The sequence below is a fragment of the Actinomadura sp. ATCC 39365 genome (genome assembly GCF_054392275.1).
Map to the genome: position 1 here is coordinate 9058652 of NZ_CP184335.1, position 14510 is coordinate 9073161.

The following is a 14510-nucleotide window of genomic DNA, read 5'->3' on the forward strand; positions in this document are numbered from 1 at the left end:
GTGAACAGGCTGTTACACGAGAAGGCCGTCGAACTCGCCGTCCTTCGCGCCGAGCACCAGGGCCCGGATCTCGTCGCGGGTATAGATGAGAGCAGGACCGTCGGGGAAGCGCGAGTTGCGGACCGCGATCCCTCCGTCGGGAAGCTTCGCGAGCTCCACGCAGTTGCCCTGCGAGTTGCTGTAGCGGCTCTTGCGCCAGGCGACCTGGGTGAGGTCGGCCGCGGGCATGCCGTTATAGGTGTGGTTCATCTACATCTTTCTGAGAAGACCGCCGATGAGCTCGACGGTGCCCCCTGGCGTGGTGCTTTCCACGCACAGTTGCTCCATGGCGGTGAGGTACGGGTCGATGTCCTCACGCTTGTCCAGGTACAGGGCACCCCAGAGCTGCTCGACGTAGACAACGTCCGACAAGTCGGATTCGGGAAACCGCAAGATGCTGAACGCGCCCCCCTCGGCGGCGTGCTTGCCGAACCTGAACGGCATCACCTGGAGGGTGATGTTGGGCAGGGCGGCGACTTCCAGCAGATGCTGGAGCTGCTCGGACATGACCTCTCGCCCGCCGATGGTCCGCTTGAGCGCCGCCTCGTCGATGACGGCCCACAGTTTGGGGCCGTCCTTCTGGGTGAAGCGCTCCTGGCGCTGCATGCGCATGTGCACGCGGCGCTCGATCTTGTCCGGACTCGCGTCGGGGTTGCCGAGCTGGAAGACCGATCGCGCGTACGAGGCCGTCTGCAGCAGGCCGGGCACGAACTGCACCTCATAGGTACGGATCACGCTCGCGGCCTCCTCCAGGCCCACGTACGTCGTGAACCACGAGGGCAGCTCGGCGGAGTACTTGTGCCACCACCCGGGGGTGTTGGCCTCGCGGACCATCTCCAGCAGGGCACGGCGTTCGGCATCGTCGACGACGCCGTACAGGGTGAGCAGGTCTTCCACGTCACGTGTCTTGAATCCGACACGCCCGAGCTCCATGCGGCTGATCTTGGACTCGGACGCCCGGATGTGGAACCCGGCCTGGCCGCGGTCGAGCCCAGAGGCCTCGCGCAGGCGCCTGAGGCTCGCACCCAGCATGATGCGCCGAACTGTCGAGCCGGAGCCGGGCGGATCAATGGACACGTGCTGCTCCTTGTGTCGTTTCCTTGAAGACACAGTCTGTCACTTGGCGGCCGAAAGATCATGGGCCGCGGACAAGATCCCCTTTCCCCCATATTGACCACTTGAGGAGAACCGTAGCGGTTGCACGAGTTGTCTGCACGTGCATTCGCTCTTGCACCTGCACGAGAGATTGCCGCAGAATGATCACGTGCAATCCACCACGGCGCCCGGCCAGTGGACCACGTTCGACTGGTGGCCGCCCGTCGGCTGGTGGCCGGAGGCGGCTCGCGATCTCCTGGTGACCGGCCCGTCCGCGAGCGCCACGTACGTGCTCCCGCCCACTGCCTCCTCGGTCCACTCCGCACGCAGCTTCACCACGGGCACCCTGGCCGGCTGGGGGCTCGGCGAGCTGGTCGAGAACATGGAACTGGTGGTCTCCGAGCTCGCCACCAACGCCCTGCGCCACGGCCTGCGCCTCGACGAGCCCCGCTGCCAGCGCCCGGTCCACATGTCCCTGGTGCGCCGCGGCTCGCTCGTCACCAGCGCGTTCACCGATCCCGGCACCTCGGTGCCCGTGCTGCGATACCCTGGCCCCCTTGACACCGGCGGCCTGGGTCTCCACATCGTCGAATCACTCAGCCTCCGCTGGGGGTGGTCGGCACTCGCGCCCCACGGCAAGATCGTCTGGGCAGTCCTCTCCTGACGGAGGGGTGCTCTGCACTACCGTGGATGGTCATGGCTCACGGTGAGTCCCACGCGACCCCATGAGAGTGCTGACAGATGGAAGATCACCTGCTCGGCTGGCTGCGCACACTAGACGAAAACCGGCTTGCCCGCATCCTGGCCAACAGGCCCGACGCCATCGCGCCGCCCTGGCCCCGCAGGCTCGACACGCTGGCCCAGCGCCTGGGCAACGGCTTCGCCGTCATGGAGGCCATGCGGGGGCTGCCGCTGCCGGCCCTGCAACTGGCCGAGGCGGGCCTGACCATGAGCCGGCCGACGCCCGAGGGGCTGGCCGCCTTCCTCGGCGTCCCGGGCGAGACGGTGGCCCCCTGGCTCGACCATCTGTACGACCACGCGCTGGCCTGGCCCGACGCCGACGGCGTGATCCATCTGGCCGAGGGCGTGGCGCGCTGGTGGGCGGCGCCGCTCGGCCTGGGCGAGCCGCTGGAGCACTACCTCAACTCCTGGACGATCAGCAACGACGCCCTGCGCGCCCTGGCCCGCGTGCTCGGCCTGCCCGCCCACGGCAACAAGCGACGCACGATCGCCCGCGTCATCGAGCTGCTGTCCGATCCCGGCCGCCTCGACCGGCTGACGGCCACCGCCCCTGACGGCACGCTCGCGCTGCTCGGCCGCCTCGCCTGGGACGGCCCCGCCCGCGACGTCGACGGCGGCCGGTTCGTCACCCCCGGCACGCCGGAGAAGTGGTGTGCCGACCACGGCCTGCTGTTCCGCCCGAGCTGGCACGTCGCCGAGATCCCCCGCGAGGTGGCGCTGTGCCTGCGCGGCCCCGGCTACCATCCGCCGTTCCAGCCCGAGGCGCCCGAGATGGCCTCGATCCCGGTCGACCCCGAGGAGGTCGACCACCTGATGACGCTGGCCGCCCCGCACGTGGTGGAGCGCTGCGCGGCCCTGCTCGACAACACCTCCAAGACCCCGCTGCCGCTGCTCAAGACCGGTGGCGTGGGCGTGCGCGAGGTCCGCAGGGTCGCCAAGGAGACCGGCTGCGACGAGGACGAGACCCGCCTGCTGCTGGAGGTCTGCGCGGTGGCCAGGCTGCTGGCCTGGGACGAGCAGTCGGGCGGCATGATCCCCACCGAGCGGTTCGACCGCTGGCGGCTCGACGAGGGCTCGGCCCGGCTGCGGGTGCTGCTGTCGGCGTGGTGGCGGATGGAGCGTTCGTCCCTGCGCAAGGTCGACGGCAAGTACGCCACCGTGCTCGGCGACGACCCCTCGGGCAGCGCGGTGGCCAGGGTGCGCAGGGCCGTGCTGGCGGCGCTGGCCCATCTGCCCGCCGGCACCGCCTTCGCCGACCGCGACAGCCTCGTGCGCAACGTCCACTGGCACGCCCCGCTGCTCGACCAGGCGCTGCTGGCCGAGTGCGCGCCGGCCGTGCTGGAGGAGGCCACGCTGCTCGGCCTGCTGGCCAACGGCGCGCTCACCGACCTCGGCCGCGCCCTGGCCGGGCTGACCGCCGACCCCGGCGACGAGAACGACGACGCCGTCCCGCAGGTCGAGCACGATCCGGTGCTGGCCGAGGCGTCCACCAGGGCGCTGGCCAGCGTGCGCAGGAGCGCGCTGTTCGGCCCCGACCTCACCGCGGTGGTGACCGGGCCGCCGTCGGCCGAGCTGGCGGCGCTGCTCGACCGGGTGGCCGAGCGCGAGTCGCGCGGCGCGGCCTCGGTGTGGCGCTTCACCACCGAGAGCGTGCGCGGCGCGCTCGACCACGGCTACGACGCCGACGAGTTGCTCGACGAGCTGGCCACGGTCGGCACGATCCCGCAGCCCCTTGAGTACCTGGTCCGCGACACCGCGCGCCGGCACGGCGAGGTGACGGTCTCCACGGTCGGCTGCGTGGTGCAGGCCGGCGACACCGCGCTGCTCGCCGAGATCGCCGGGCACCGCCGGCTGGCCCGGCTGGGCCTGCGGCTGCTGGCCCCCACGGTGCTGATCAGCGCGGCGCCGGCCGACCGCATGCTGGCCGCCCTGCGCGAGAACGGCTACTCCCCCGTGCCCGTCTCCGACACCGGCGAGATCACCATCCACCGGGCCAGGGCCGAGGAGCCGCACCACGGCAAGCTGATCCTGCTGCCCGGCGGGCAGGTGGCCGAGCTGTCGGAGTTCACGCCCGGCTCCGAGCCGCACGCGCAGTACGTGATCGCCGAGCCGGCCCCCGACCCGCACGAGCACGCCCGCCGCCTGGTAGCGGCCGGCCGGGACGACTCCGGCAAGCACGGCCGCACCTGGGCGGTCATCGGCAGGATGGCGACCAGGCTGCCGACCGCCCAGCAGTCGTTGCTCGGCTTCGTCGTCGACCGGGGGTGCGGGCCGGCATCACCCTGGCCGACGGCCTGACGGCCACGATCAGCCACGGCGAGCTGCGCGCCGGGGCGCTCGACGCCTGGTGCGAGGAGGCGGGCGACTACCTGGAGTTCCCGCTCGCCGAGATCGTCGAGGTGCGCGGGGCCTACTGAAGCTTCTTGGCCTTCTTCAGGTTCGACACCAGCTCCTCCAGGAACGTGGCGTAGCCCTGGTAGCTGAAGGGGGCCTCGGCGCGCCACGGGTAGAACTGGCCCGCCTTGACCGCCGGGAGCTTGGCGAAGGTGGGCTTCTTCAGCATCTCCTCGGGCTTGAGCGACTGGGTGCGGGTGTCGTAGAGGATCACGTCGGCGTCGTAGGTGTCGGCGTTCTCCCAGCTCAGGGTCTGGAAGAAGCCGCCGTCGTCGACCTTCGCGGGCTTGACGATGTTCAGGCCGTTCTCGGTGAGATGCACGATGTCGGGGTACTCGGGCGGGTTGACGACCCACATGGCGTCGGCGCCGCCGGACATCATGAGGATCTTGAGGTCCTTGAAGGCGGCCAGTTCCTTGGTGGCGGCCTCCATGCGGGCCTTGGCCTCGGGCACGCCCTGGAGGTCGGCGCCCAGCGACCTGGCCAGTTCCTCGTACTTGCCGATCACCTGGGTGGCGCTGCGGCCGGTGAGCATGACGCCGGCGGTGGGGGCGACCTGCTCGATGGTCTCCTTCGACTTCGCCGGCACGTACCACAGGTCGCCCTTGACGTACATGCTGCTGACCAGCAGGTCGGGCTGGAGGGAGATGTACTTCTCGACGTTGAACTCGTCCCAGACGTTGCCCAGGCCCTCGACCTCGGCGATGTCGACGTTGCCGACCTGCGGGTCCCTGGATCCGTCGGCGAGCTTGTGCGGGCCGAAGACGGCGACCGGGCGCACGCCGAAGTCCCACAGCGCGGCGGCGGCGCCCACCTGGGCCACCACCCGGGACGGGCGCCCGGGCAGGTCCAGCTTCTTGTCGCGGTCGTCGGTGAACGTCCAGCCCTGCGCGGCGGTGGAGGCGGGCACGGCGGAGGCGGTCGCGCCGCCCCCGCCCGCCGCCGGGGTGCCGCCGCCGCAGGCCGACAGTGTCAGGGCCGCCGCGAGCCCTGCCGTGGCGGCCAGGAAGCCTCTGCGCGCGAATACCGGTCCCGACATGTCCATCTCCTAAGGTTAGGCTTGCCTTCTTACGGAGACATTAGATTAGCCTTGCCTAAGTTTGACCGCGACGAGAGGGGGTCGGGTGCGCCCGCCTGAGGACACGGCTGAGCCCGCCGGCGGGCGTCCGCCGGTGACCGTGGAGGGGCCGCGACCACGCCGGTCCGGTTCCGCGCCGGCGGCCGGGGAGGGCCCGCGACCGCGCCGGTCCGCGTCCGTGCTGGTGACCGGGCTGGTCGTGACCGCGGGGGTGCTGGCGTTGGTGGCGATGGCGAGCGTGGCGCTCGGGGCGCGGTCGGTGCCGTTCTCGACGGTGATCGACGCGCTGCTCGCCCCGGACGGCTCCAGCGACCACGTCGTCATCCGCGAGCTGCGCATCCCGCGCACGCTGCTCGGCATCGGCGTCGGCGCGACGCTGGGCCTGGCGGGGGCGCTCATCCAGAGCCTGACCCGCAACCCGCTGGCCGACCCGGGGCTGCTCGGCATCAACGAGGGCGCCGCGCTCGGCGTCACGCTCGCGCTCGGCCTGTTCGGCCTCTCCGACCCCGCCGTGTACGTCTGGTTCGCCTTCGGCGGCGCCGCGGTGGCCTCCGTCGTCGTCTACGCGCTGGCCGCGGCCGGCCGCTCCGGCGCCGGCCCGGTACGCCTGGCGCTGGCCGGGGTCGCGCTCGGCATGGTGTTCACGGCCGTCGCCTCGGCGATCCTGCGCATGGACGCGCAGACCTTCGACCGGATGCGGTTCTGGCTGACCGGCTCGCTGGCCGGGCAGGACGCGGACACGCTGGTGCGGCTGGCGCCGTTCATGGTGGCGGGGCTGGCGCTCGGGCTGACGCTGGCCAGGCCGCTCAACATGCTCTCGCTCGGCGACGACGCCGGGCGCTCGCTGGGCGTCGCGGTCGGCAGGACGCGCGCCCTCACCGGCGTGGCCGTCACGCTGCTGTGCGGGGCCGCGACCGCCGCCGCCGGGCCGCTGTGGTTCGTCGGGCTGGTCGTGCCGCACGCCGTGCGCGCCCTGGTGGGCGGCGACCAGCGGTGGGTGCTGCCGTACTCGGCGCTGGCCGCGCCGGTGCTGCTGCTGGGCGCCGACGTCGTCGGGCGGCTGATCGCGCGGCCGGGCGAGGTGCAGGTGGGCATCGTGTGGGCGGTGATCGGCGCGCCGATCTTCATCCTGCTGGCCCGGCGCAGGCGGGTGGCGGCGCTGTGACCGTACGTCTCGGCCCCTGGTCCGTACGGCTCGCGCCCCGGTCCCTGCTCGTCTGCGCCGCCCTCGTGGCCATCGGCTGCGGGGTGGGCGTGGCGGCGATCGCCACCGGCGAGTTCACCGTCTCCGTCCCCGACATCCTGGACGCCCTGTTCGGCCAGGGCACGCCGGTCGCCGAGCTGATCGTGAGCAAGTTGCGGGCCCCGCGCGTGGTCACCGGGCTGCTGGTGGGGGCGGCGTTCGGGGCGGGCGGCGCGATCTTCCAGAGCCTGACCAAGAACCCGCTGGGCAGCCCCGACTTCATCGGCTTCACCGCCGGCGCCTCGACGGGCGGCATCCTCGCCGTCGTCGCGGGCGGCTCGGCCATGACGATCGCGGGCGGCGCGCTGGCCGGCTGCGTGGTCACCGCCGTCCTGGTCTACGCGCTGGCCTTCCGGCGCGGCGTGCAGGGCTACCGGCTGGTGCTGGTCGGCATCGGCGCCAACACGCTGCTGCTGGCGGTCAACAACTACCTGCTGACCAGGGCCAACATCAACGACGCGGCCACCGCGGGCGCGTGGCTGACCGGCAGCCTCGGCGGGCGCGGATGGGACCACGCGATCCCGGTCGCGGTGGCGCTGGCCGTCCTGCTGCCGGTGTGCGCGCTGGTGGCACGGCCGATGCGGATGATCGAGATGGGCGACGACGCGGCCAGGGCCATGGGCGTCAAGGTCGAGGCCGTACGGGCCGCGGCCATCACCGCCGGGGTGCTGCTGACCGGCGTGGCCACCGCGGCGGCCGGGCCCGTCGTCTTCGTCGCGCTGGCCGCGCCGCAGATCGCCCGCCGGCTGACCCGCTCCCCCGGCGTCACCATGGGCGCCTCGGCGCTCATGGGCGCGGTGCTGCTGACCGCCTCCGACCTGGTCGCCCAGCGGCTGCTCGCCCCGACCCAGCTTCCCGTCGGCGTGGTCACCGCCGCCGTCGGCGGCACGTACCTCGCCCTGCTCCTGCGAAAGGACCGTCACTGATGGTTGACCACCGCCTGTCGGGCACCGGCCTCACCCTCGCCTACGACCAGCGCGTCGTGGCCACCGAGCTCAGCGTGGCGATCCCGGACGAGTCCTTCACCGTGATCATCGGCCCGAACGCGTGCGGCAAGTCCACCCTGCTGCGCGCGCTGGCCAGGATGCTCAAGCCCAGGAAGGGCGCCGTGCACCTGGACGGCAGCGTGATCACCGCGCTGCCGTCGAAGGAGGTGGCCCGGCGGCTGGGCCTGCTGCCGCAGAGCTCGATCGTGCCCGACGGGATCAGCGTGGCCGACCTGGTGGCCCGCGGCCGCTACCCGCACCAGCGGCTCATGCGCCAGTGGTCGAGGGCCGACGAGGCGGCCGTGGCCGAGGCCATGCGCGCGACCGACGTCGCCGGGCTGGCCGACCGGATCGTGGACGAGCTGTCCGGCGGGCAGCGGCAGCGGGTGTGGCTGGCCATGGCGCTGGCCCAGGAGACGCCGATCCTGCTGCTGGACGAGCCCACCACGTTCCTGGACATCTCCCATCAGATCGAGGTGCTCGACCTCTGCGCCGACCTGCACGAGGCCGGCCGGACCATGGTCGCCGTGCTGCACGACCTCAACCAGGCGTGCCGGTACGCCACCCACCTGATCGTCATGCGGGCCGGCGAGGTCGTGGCCGAGGGCGTGCCGGCCGAGGTCGTCACGCCCGAGCTGGTCCACCGGGTGTTCGACCTGCGGTGCGAGATCATCCAGGACCCGCAGTCGGGCACGCCGATGATCGTGCCCGAGGCGCGGCGCCGGGTGGCCGCCCCCGCCTGAGCCGGACCGCCTGCGCTAGACGGGCCGGGCGAGGGCGGCGGCCAGGGCGGTGACGCCCGCGGCGGCGCGCTCGCGGCCGTACTCCTCGCGCAGCACCCCGGCCGCCTCCGCGCCCATCGCGGCCAGCAGGGTGTGGGCGAGCACGTCGGCGTCGGCGCCGGGCCGGGCCTGCGCCAGCAGGATCGCCACGTGACGGTGCCAGAAGCGGTAGGCGCCGATGCGGTAGCGGGCCCCCGGGCTGGCCGTCTCGGACATCCGCACCAGGTCGAGGTGGGCGTAGAGGTAGTCGAGGTAGGCGGCCGTGAAGGCGGTCAGGCGCTCGGCGGCCGGCGCGCCGGGGCCGACGGGTGGCGGCCCGGACAGCACGCGCTGTTGCAGGTCGCGTTCGCGGGCGTCCAGCAGCGCCACCGCCAGCCCCGACTTGTCGCCGAACCTGCGGAACAGCGTGCCCTTGCCGACGCCCGCCTCGGCGGCGACCGCGTCCATCGACACGGCCTCCACGCCCTTCTCGGCGAACAGCCGCGCGGCGGCCGCGAGCACCTTCTCCCTGTTGCGCGCCGCGTCCGCGCGTTCCCTGACCGGTTTGCCGGTCAGCAGCTCCAGCGGCTCGCTTGACGAACCGGACTGTGGTCCGTTAGTTTCCTGGCCATCCACACATCCGGACTTTAGTCCATTTCGCTTGGAGGCCACAATGACCATCACCCGCGAGGAGCTGCACGCCCGTCTGGGCAGCGTGACCGTGCTCGACACGCTCGGCGGCTCCTACTACGCCCAGCAGCACCTGCCCGGGGCGATCGCCCTGGTCGAGAGCGAGGTCGCCGAGCGCGCCGCCGAGCTGCTGCCCGACAAGGACGCCACCATCGTCACCTACTGCTCCAACCCCGCCTGCGGCAACAGCAAGGCCGTGGCCAACCGGCTGACCGCGCTCGGCTACACCGACGTGCGCCGGTACGCCGAGGGCATCGAGGACTGGGTCGGGGCCGGCCTGCCGGTCGAGTCGTCCCTGTGACCGTCCTTTGGGGGTCCCTCAGAGAGTGCCGCAGCGGCGCACCGCGAGCAGCGCCAGCGCGCGGGTGACCTCGCGCAGCTCGGCCAGCTCGACCTGCTCCCTGGGGGCGTGTGCGAACCGCACGTCTCCCGGGCCGTAGTGCAGGGTCGGGACGCCACCCGCCGCGTACAGGCGCAGGTCGCTCCCGTACGGCGCGGCCGCCTCGGCCGGACGGCGGCCCGCGACGTCGGCGACGGCCTCGTTGACCGCGCCGAGCAGCTCGTGCCCGGCGGGCAGCCGGCCGCTGGCGAACTGGCCGCCGGGCCAGGTCACCGTGGGCGGGTTGGCCCGCAGCCACGGATGGCCGGTCGAGGCGACGGCCTCCTCGAAGGCCGCCCGCGCCGCGGCCGGGTCCTCCTCCAGCCGCACGCCGAGGCGCCCTTCGGCGACCAGCAGGTCGGGCACGGTGCTCGCCCAGTCGCCCGCCCGCACGGTGCCGACCTCGATGGGGTACGGCATCGGGTTGCCGCCGAAGAGCTCGGGCACGTCCCGGTTGCGTTCGGCCTCCAGGCGCCTGATCGCCTCGAACACCGGCCAGAAGACCTCGATCGCGTTGACGCCCTCGTACCGCGTGGCGCCGTGCGCGGCGCGGCCGGCGACCTCCAGCCGGAAGGTCTGCGCGCCGGCGTTGGCGGTGATGACCGCGCCGCTGGTGGGCTCGGTGATCACCGCGGCCTCCGCCGTGTGCCCCCTGGCCAGGGTGGCGAACGCGCCGAGGCCGCCGTCCTCCTCGCTGATCACGCAGTGCACCGCGAGGGGCCTGGCCAGGCGCACCCCCGCCCGCTTCAGCGCCCGCACGACGGCCAGGTTGGCCACCAGGCCGGCCTTCATGTCGCAGGCGCCCCTGCCGTGCAGCACGTCCCCGGTGATCCGGGCGGCGAACGGGTCGCTGCCCTCCCATTTGGCCAGGTCACCGGTCGGGACGACGTCCACGTGGCCCTGGAGGGCCAGCGCCGGCACGCCCTCGCCCTCGGTCACGGCGACGACGCCGTAGCCCTCCTGCCTGGGGGCCTCGGTGCCGGGGAAACCGGCGCGCGCGGTGAGGTCGGCGAGGTCGAGTTTCCAGACGTCCACGTTCAGGCCAGCCTCAGTGAGCAGGCGGGCGAAGCGGTGCTGGAGATCGGACTCGGCGTCGGTCCCCGTGACGCTCGGGACGCGTACCGTCTCGGCCAGCAGGCCGACGGTCTCCGCCTCGTCGATGGCGTCCAGGACCCGGGCTTCCACGTCGCGCATGCAGCACACTTTCTCACGCCGTGAACGCCTTTCACGACATATGGCGATACAAGACGTGCGTAGCTGGATGAGCTGGATGAGCTGGATCGCGGTGACGCCGTTCGCCGTCTGGGCGGCGGTGCGCCTGAGCGGGTTCGAGCCGGACTGGCCGTGGGTGCCGGTGGTCGCGTTCACGCCGCACGCGGCGGTGGGGGCGGCGCTGGCCCTGGCACTCGCCGGGCTGCTGCGGCGGTGGGCGGCGGGGGCGGTCGCGCTGGTCACGGTGCTGGCGCTGGGCTTCGCGGTGCTGCCCCGCGCGCTGCCCGATCCCGCGCCGGCCGGCCGCGGCGCGCCGCTGCGCGTGCTGGCCGCCAACCTGCTGGTGGGCAGGGCCGACGCGACGGACCTGGCGGGGCTGGTCAGGTCGCTGCGGCCGGACGTGCTGACGTTGCAGGAGTTCACGCCCCTCGCCGAGCGGCGGCTGGAGGCGGCGGGGCTGCGCGAGCTGCTGCCGTACGCGGTGACCCGGCCCGCCGAGGGCGCGGGCGGCTCGGCCGTGTACGCCCGCCATCCCCTCGCCGCCGGTGAGCTGATCGAGTCGGGCGGTTTCGGCCAGGCCACGGCCGTGTTGAAGCACCCCGGCGGGGCCCGGGTGGAGATCGTCTCGGTGCATCCGTGCGCCCCCAAGCGGATGGGCAGGCTGCCGTGCTGGCTGGCGGGGCTGGACCGCCTGCCGCGCGGCGGCGGACGGCTGCGCGTGCTGGCCGGCGACTTCAACGCCACCCTCGACCACCTTCCGCTCCGCGAGCTGCTGGCCGCCGGCTACCGCGACGCGGCCGACGCCATGGGCCGGGGCCTGTCGACGACGTGGGGCGGCTGGGGGCCGCTGCCCGGCGTGGCGATCGACCACGTGCTGGCCGGCGACCGCATGGAGGTGCGGGACTTCCGGGTGCTCGCGCCGGTCGGCAGCGACCACCGTCCGGTGTACGCCGAGCTCCTGCTCCCGTGACCCCGCTCTCGTGACCCGGCGCCGGGGGAAGGCGGGACCTGGGACGATCGCGGGATTGCGGAGCTGCGGCGGCTCGTAAACTGTGACCCGTGGAAGCGCCCAAGTTCGAGATTCAGATGCTGCACGACCGAGTGATGATCCGGCTGGAGCAGGAGGCCGAGGAGCGGCGCAGCGGCTCCGGGATCGTCATCCCCGCGACGGTCAAGATGGCCAACCGGCTGTCGTGGGGCGAGGTCTGCGGCGTCGGCACGAACGTGCGTGCGGTCAAGGTGGGCGACAAGGTGCTGTTCAACCCGGAAGACCAGTTCGAGGTCGAGGTGCACGCCCGGGTCTACCTCGTCATGCGCGAGCGCGACCTGCACGCGGTGGCCACCCAGGAGACCGACCACGGCACGGGCCTGTACCTATGACACGCGGGTCCTGGCGAAGTTGACCCACAGCTCGGCGGCCCAGGTGGCGGCGGGCACGTCCGCGAGCACCCGCGTCGTCCGGCCGGTCAGGTCGAGCACCGACAGGCGGCGGCCCTTCCCGGCCGTCGTGACGGCGATCAGATGGGTGTCGTCCCACCAGCCGAACAGGGCCGCCGGCTTGACGGCCACGCGCTGGGCGATCGTGCCGGTGGCCAGGTCGACCAGGCACACCTGCTCCTTGAACCGCGAGGGGCACCACGTCGTCAGCCGTTTGCCCGAGGGCGCGTAGGAGTCCTCGGGGCCGGTCGGCAGGCCCACGTCCGCGTACGTGCGCAGCACCGCACCGTCCGTGGGGCGGTAGACGCGCAGGCCGGTGCCGTACATGCTGACGAGGTTGCCGTCGGGGCTCCACCAGAAGCCGGCCCGCCGGGCGAGGCCCGCGACGCGGACCGTGCTCGCGGTGCCCGCGCGCACGTCCACCACCGTGAAGCCGAGCACCCGCCACGTCCCGCCGCTCTTCTGCTCGACGGTGAGCGCGACCTTCCTGCCGTCCCTGGACCAGGAGGCGTAGGCGGCCGTCATGGGCTTCTTGACGGTACGGATCCGCGCGGTCTTGCCGGTGGCCCGGTCGGTGACGACCACGGAGTCGTGGCCCGCCCGGTACGAGGACGGCACCCCGGCCGTCAGGCGGCCGTCGGGCGAGACCGCCACCTCCGACAGGCCCTTCTGCCGGGTGAAGGCGTCGCCGGTGGCGGCGCGCAGGTACGTGCGGCCGGTGCCGAGGCCGTACGCGCTGAGCCGTACCGGGTCTCCCGATTTCTCCTGATATTTCATGCCACCGGTTTCCGGCAACACCAGGTCGGCCCGAGCGGCGGCCGGGGCGAGGAACGTCAGCGACAGCGCGACGGCGAGGTGAGCGAGCACGCCCGCAGAATAGGCAGGGAAAGGCGGCGATTCCGGGAACGATAACGACCCGGTCTGAAAGCCCCTCCCGGACTAGACGAAACGCTGCGCGATCTCCAGCAGGTCGATGCCGAGCGTCAGCATGCCGAAGTAGACGATCACCGCGGCGGCGGCCACGGTCACCAGCAGCACGAGGATGCGCACCGTCCAGCCCTGCCGCTTGTACCACTGCGTCCAGGCGTGCAGCGTCTGCTTGCCGAACTCCAGCACCCGATGGGCCCAGTGGAACTCGGTGGCCAGCACCGCCAGCCCGGCGAACACCACGAGCCAGCCGGGCCCGGGGAACGGCACCATGATCAGGCCGCCGACCACCATCACCGCGCCGATGACGCCGACCACGATCTTCAGTGTCAGCGCGCCCGCGCGGGTGGACCGTATGCCGTCGAGCCGGCCTCTCAGGCCGCTGCGGCGGGCGGGCATGGCGGAGCGGTCGGCGGCCTCGTCCTTCATCACGTCGGCGTCGCCCGTCTCGGAGTTCTGGATCGGCACGTCTCCCCCGTGTCGTCGGCTGCCTTTCAGGATACGGCTCACATCGGCAGGAACACTTGCAGACCACTAGCAGTTCGCCAAACAGGACGAAGAGTAAAATTTCCCGCCAGAAGGAAGGGGATTCCGGCAACTATCGGTTAATGTCTGCTATGCCCGAGGTCATCCTTCGCACCGTCACCGGCCCGATTCGCGCGGCCGCGGTGAACGGCGCCGTACTCCCCCACGAGCACCTGCGCAACGACATGCGCTGGGCGGTCGGCATCGACTCCGACCCCCACCGCTGGCTCGACGAGGAGACCACTGTCACCGCGGAGCTCCGCGAGCTGCGCCAGTCCGACGAGCTCAACCTGGTGGTCGAGCTGACCTGTCTCGGCATGGGCCGCGACGCCGCCGCCCTGGCCCGCATCGCGGCGGGCAGCCGGGTGCCGGTGATCGCCTCGACCGGCTTCTTCGCCCAGCCGTTCACCGACGTCGGCGACGAGGACGTCGAGCAGCTCACCCGGCGCCTGATGACCGAGATCTCCAGCGGCGTGGACGGCACCGGCGTCTTCCCCGGCGTGATCGGCGAGGTCGGCAGCTGGGGCCCCGAGCCCACCGCCCGCGAGGAGCGCTGCCTGCGCGCCGCCGCCCGCGCCTCCCGGCAGTCGCGCCTGCCCGTCGCCACCCACGGCCAGAACGCCCCCGCGCTGCTGGAGATCCTGCTCGGCGAGAACCTGCCCGGCTCCCGCGTGGCCGCCGGCTACTCCGGCGACCTGGGCGGCGCACGCAAGATCGCCGAGGCGGGCGCGTACGTCAGCCTCAGCGTCCTGACGCTCGGCCCCGACCAGGCGGCCAGGATCGCGCTCGGCCTCATCGAGGACGGCCACGCCGACCGCCTGCTCCTCAGCACCGGGCTGAGCCGCGTGGCCCAGGTCCAGCGCTACGGCGGCTGCGGCTACGCCCACCTGTTCCACAGCCTGCTCCCCCGCCTGCGCGAGGCCGGCACCGGCGAGGACGTCATCCGCCAGATCACCCACGACAACCCCCTGCGCTGGCTGACCGACGGCATGCGCTGACCCCG

Annotated in this window: 17 protein-coding genes; 10 read left to right on the forward strand and 7 right to left on the reverse strand. The window is 72.8% G+C overall.

Going from position 1 to position 14510, the window contains the following annotated elements; all coding sequences use genetic code 11:
* Positions 1-12 precede the first annotated feature (12 nt).
* Entirely contained in the window at positions 13-249 is a 237-nt protein-coding gene (locus ACNF49_RS43750) for a DUF397 domain-containing protein (RefSeq protein ID WP_189648211.1), read from the reverse strand.
* Entirely contained in the window at positions 250-1116 is an 867-nt protein-coding gene (locus ACNF49_RS43755) for a Sco1979 family transcriptional regulator (RefSeq protein WP_498703442.1), read from the reverse strand.
* A gap of 187 nt (positions 1117-1303) precedes the next feature.
* Here ACNF49_RS43755 and ACNF49_RS43760 point away from each other — a divergent pair, with 187 nt between their 5' ends.
* The 3 genes from ACNF49_RS43760 (at position 1304) to ACNF49_RS43770 (ending at position 4292) form a co-directional block, all read left to right on the forward strand.
* Complete coding sequence (locus ACNF49_RS43760) at positions 1304-1798, forward strand: ATP-binding protein (RefSeq protein WP_482941399.1); 495 nt, start codon at positions 1304-1306, stop codon at positions 1796-1798.
* A gap of 77 nt (positions 1799-1875) precedes the next feature.
* Positions 1876-4173 carry a helicase-associated domain-containing protein gene (locus ACNF49_RS43765; RefSeq protein ID WP_482941400.1) on the forward strand — a complete coding sequence of 766 codons (2298 nt, stop codon included), beginning with the start codon at positions 1876-1878 and terminating at the stop codon, positions 4171-4173.
* The gene (locus ACNF49_RS43770; protein ID WP_482941401.1) at positions 4140-4292 is read left to right on the forward strand and encodes a hypothetical protein; all 153 of its coding nucleotides are present in this window, start codon (positions 4140-4142) and stop codon (positions 4290-4292) included. The genes ACNF49_RS43765 and ACNF49_RS43770 overlap by 34 nt, the downstream gene beginning before the upstream one ends.
* On the opposite strand, the gene ACNF49_RS43775 is transcribed toward ACNF49_RS43770, so the two are convergent.
* Positions 4286-5308 carry an ABC transporter substrate-binding protein gene (locus ACNF49_RS43775; protein WP_482941402.1) on the reverse strand — a complete coding sequence of 341 codons (1023 nt, stop codon included), beginning with the start codon at positions 5306-5308 and terminating at the stop codon, positions 4286-4288. The two genes, ACNF49_RS43770 and ACNF49_RS43775, sit on opposite strands and share 7 nt — an antisense overlap.
* 85 nt (positions 5309-5393) lie before the next feature.
* Here ACNF49_RS43775 and ACNF49_RS43780 point away from each other — a divergent pair, with 85 nt between their 5' ends.
* Genes ACNF49_RS43780 through ACNF49_RS43790 form a run of 3 tightly spaced genes read left to right on the forward strand, consistent with a single transcriptional unit; the run spans position 5394 to position 8319 of the window.
* Positions 5394-6512 (forward strand): FecCD family ABC transporter permease, encoded by a 1119-nt coding sequence (locus tag ACNF49_RS43780; protein ID WP_482941403.1) that lies wholly within the window; start codon positions 5394-5396, stop codon positions 6510-6512.
* The gene (locus ACNF49_RS43785; protein WP_357987019.1) at positions 6509-7516 is read left to right on the forward strand and encodes a FecCD family ABC transporter permease; all 1008 of its coding nucleotides are present in this window, start codon (positions 6509-6511) and stop codon (positions 7514-7516) included. The genes ACNF49_RS43780 and ACNF49_RS43785 overlap by 4 nt, the downstream gene beginning before the upstream one ends.
* A complete protein-coding gene (locus ACNF49_RS43790; protein WP_357987022.1) occupies positions 7516-8319 on the forward strand; it encodes an ABC transporter ATP-binding protein in 804 nt (267 codons plus the stop codon). The genes ACNF49_RS43785 and ACNF49_RS43790 overlap by 1 nt, the downstream gene beginning before the upstream one ends.
* A gap of 15 nt (positions 8320-8334) precedes the next feature.
* Here the strand turns inward: ACNF49_RS43790 and ACNF49_RS43795 are convergent, their stop codons facing one another.
* On the reverse strand, positions 8335-8973 hold the full coding sequence (locus tag ACNF49_RS43795; RefSeq protein ID WP_357987025.1) for a TetR/AcrR family transcriptional regulator: 639 nt from the start codon (positions 8971-8973) through the stop codon (positions 8335-8337).
* A 37-nt stretch (positions 8974-9010) separates the two neighbouring features.
* Here ACNF49_RS43795 and ACNF49_RS43800 point away from each other — a divergent pair, with 37 nt between their 5' ends.
* On the forward strand, positions 9011-9328 hold the full coding sequence (locus ACNF49_RS43800) for a rhodanese-like domain-containing protein (protein ID WP_357987028.1): 318 nt from the start codon (positions 9011-9013) through the stop codon (positions 9326-9328).
* Positions 9329-9346: 18 nt separating this feature from the next.
* On the opposite strand, the gene ACNF49_RS43805 is transcribed toward ACNF49_RS43800, so the two are convergent.
* Positions 9347-10600 (reverse strand): ArgE/DapE family deacylase, encoded by a 1254-nt coding sequence (locus tag ACNF49_RS43805; protein ID WP_482941404.1) that lies wholly within the window; start codon positions 10598-10600, stop codon positions 9347-9349.
* Between the two features lie 55 nt (positions 10601-10655).
* Here ACNF49_RS43805 and ACNF49_RS43810 point away from each other — a divergent pair, with 55 nt between their 5' ends.
* Positions 10656-11588, forward strand: coding sequence for an endonuclease/exonuclease/phosphatase family protein (locus ACNF49_RS43810; protein WP_482941405.1), 933 nt, complete (start codon positions 10656-10658; stop codon positions 11586-11588).
* 89 nt (positions 11589-11677) lie between these two features.
* On the forward strand, positions 11678-11998 hold the full coding sequence (locus tag ACNF49_RS43815) for a GroES family chaperonin (RefSeq protein WP_357700902.1): 321 nt from the start codon (positions 11678-11680) through the stop codon (positions 11996-11998).
* On the opposite strand, the gene ACNF49_RS43820 is transcribed toward ACNF49_RS43815, so the two are convergent.
* Both ACNF49_RS43820 and ACNF49_RS43825 read right to left on the reverse strand, forming a co-directional pair.
* The gene (locus tag ACNF49_RS43820; RefSeq protein ID WP_482941406.1) at positions 11993-12922 is read right to left on the reverse strand and encodes a TolB-like translocation protein; all 930 of its coding nucleotides are present in this window, start codon (positions 12920-12922) and stop codon (positions 11993-11995) included. The genes ACNF49_RS43815 and ACNF49_RS43820 overlap by 6 nt on opposite strands.
* Before the next feature lie 72 nt (positions 12923-12994).
* Entirely contained in the window at positions 12995-13450 is a 456-nt protein-coding gene (locus ACNF49_RS43825) for a TIGR02611 family protein (protein WP_357987040.1), read from the reverse strand.
* Positions 13451-13599: 149 nt separating this feature from the next.
* Here ACNF49_RS43825 and ACNF49_RS43830 point away from each other — a divergent pair, with 149 nt between their 5' ends.
* The gene (locus tag ACNF49_RS43830; protein WP_357987043.1) at positions 13600-14505 is read left to right on the forward strand and encodes a phosphotriesterase family protein; all 906 of its coding nucleotides are present in this window, start codon (positions 13600-13602) and stop codon (positions 14503-14505) included.
* Positions 14506-14510: the final 5 nt, after the last annotated feature.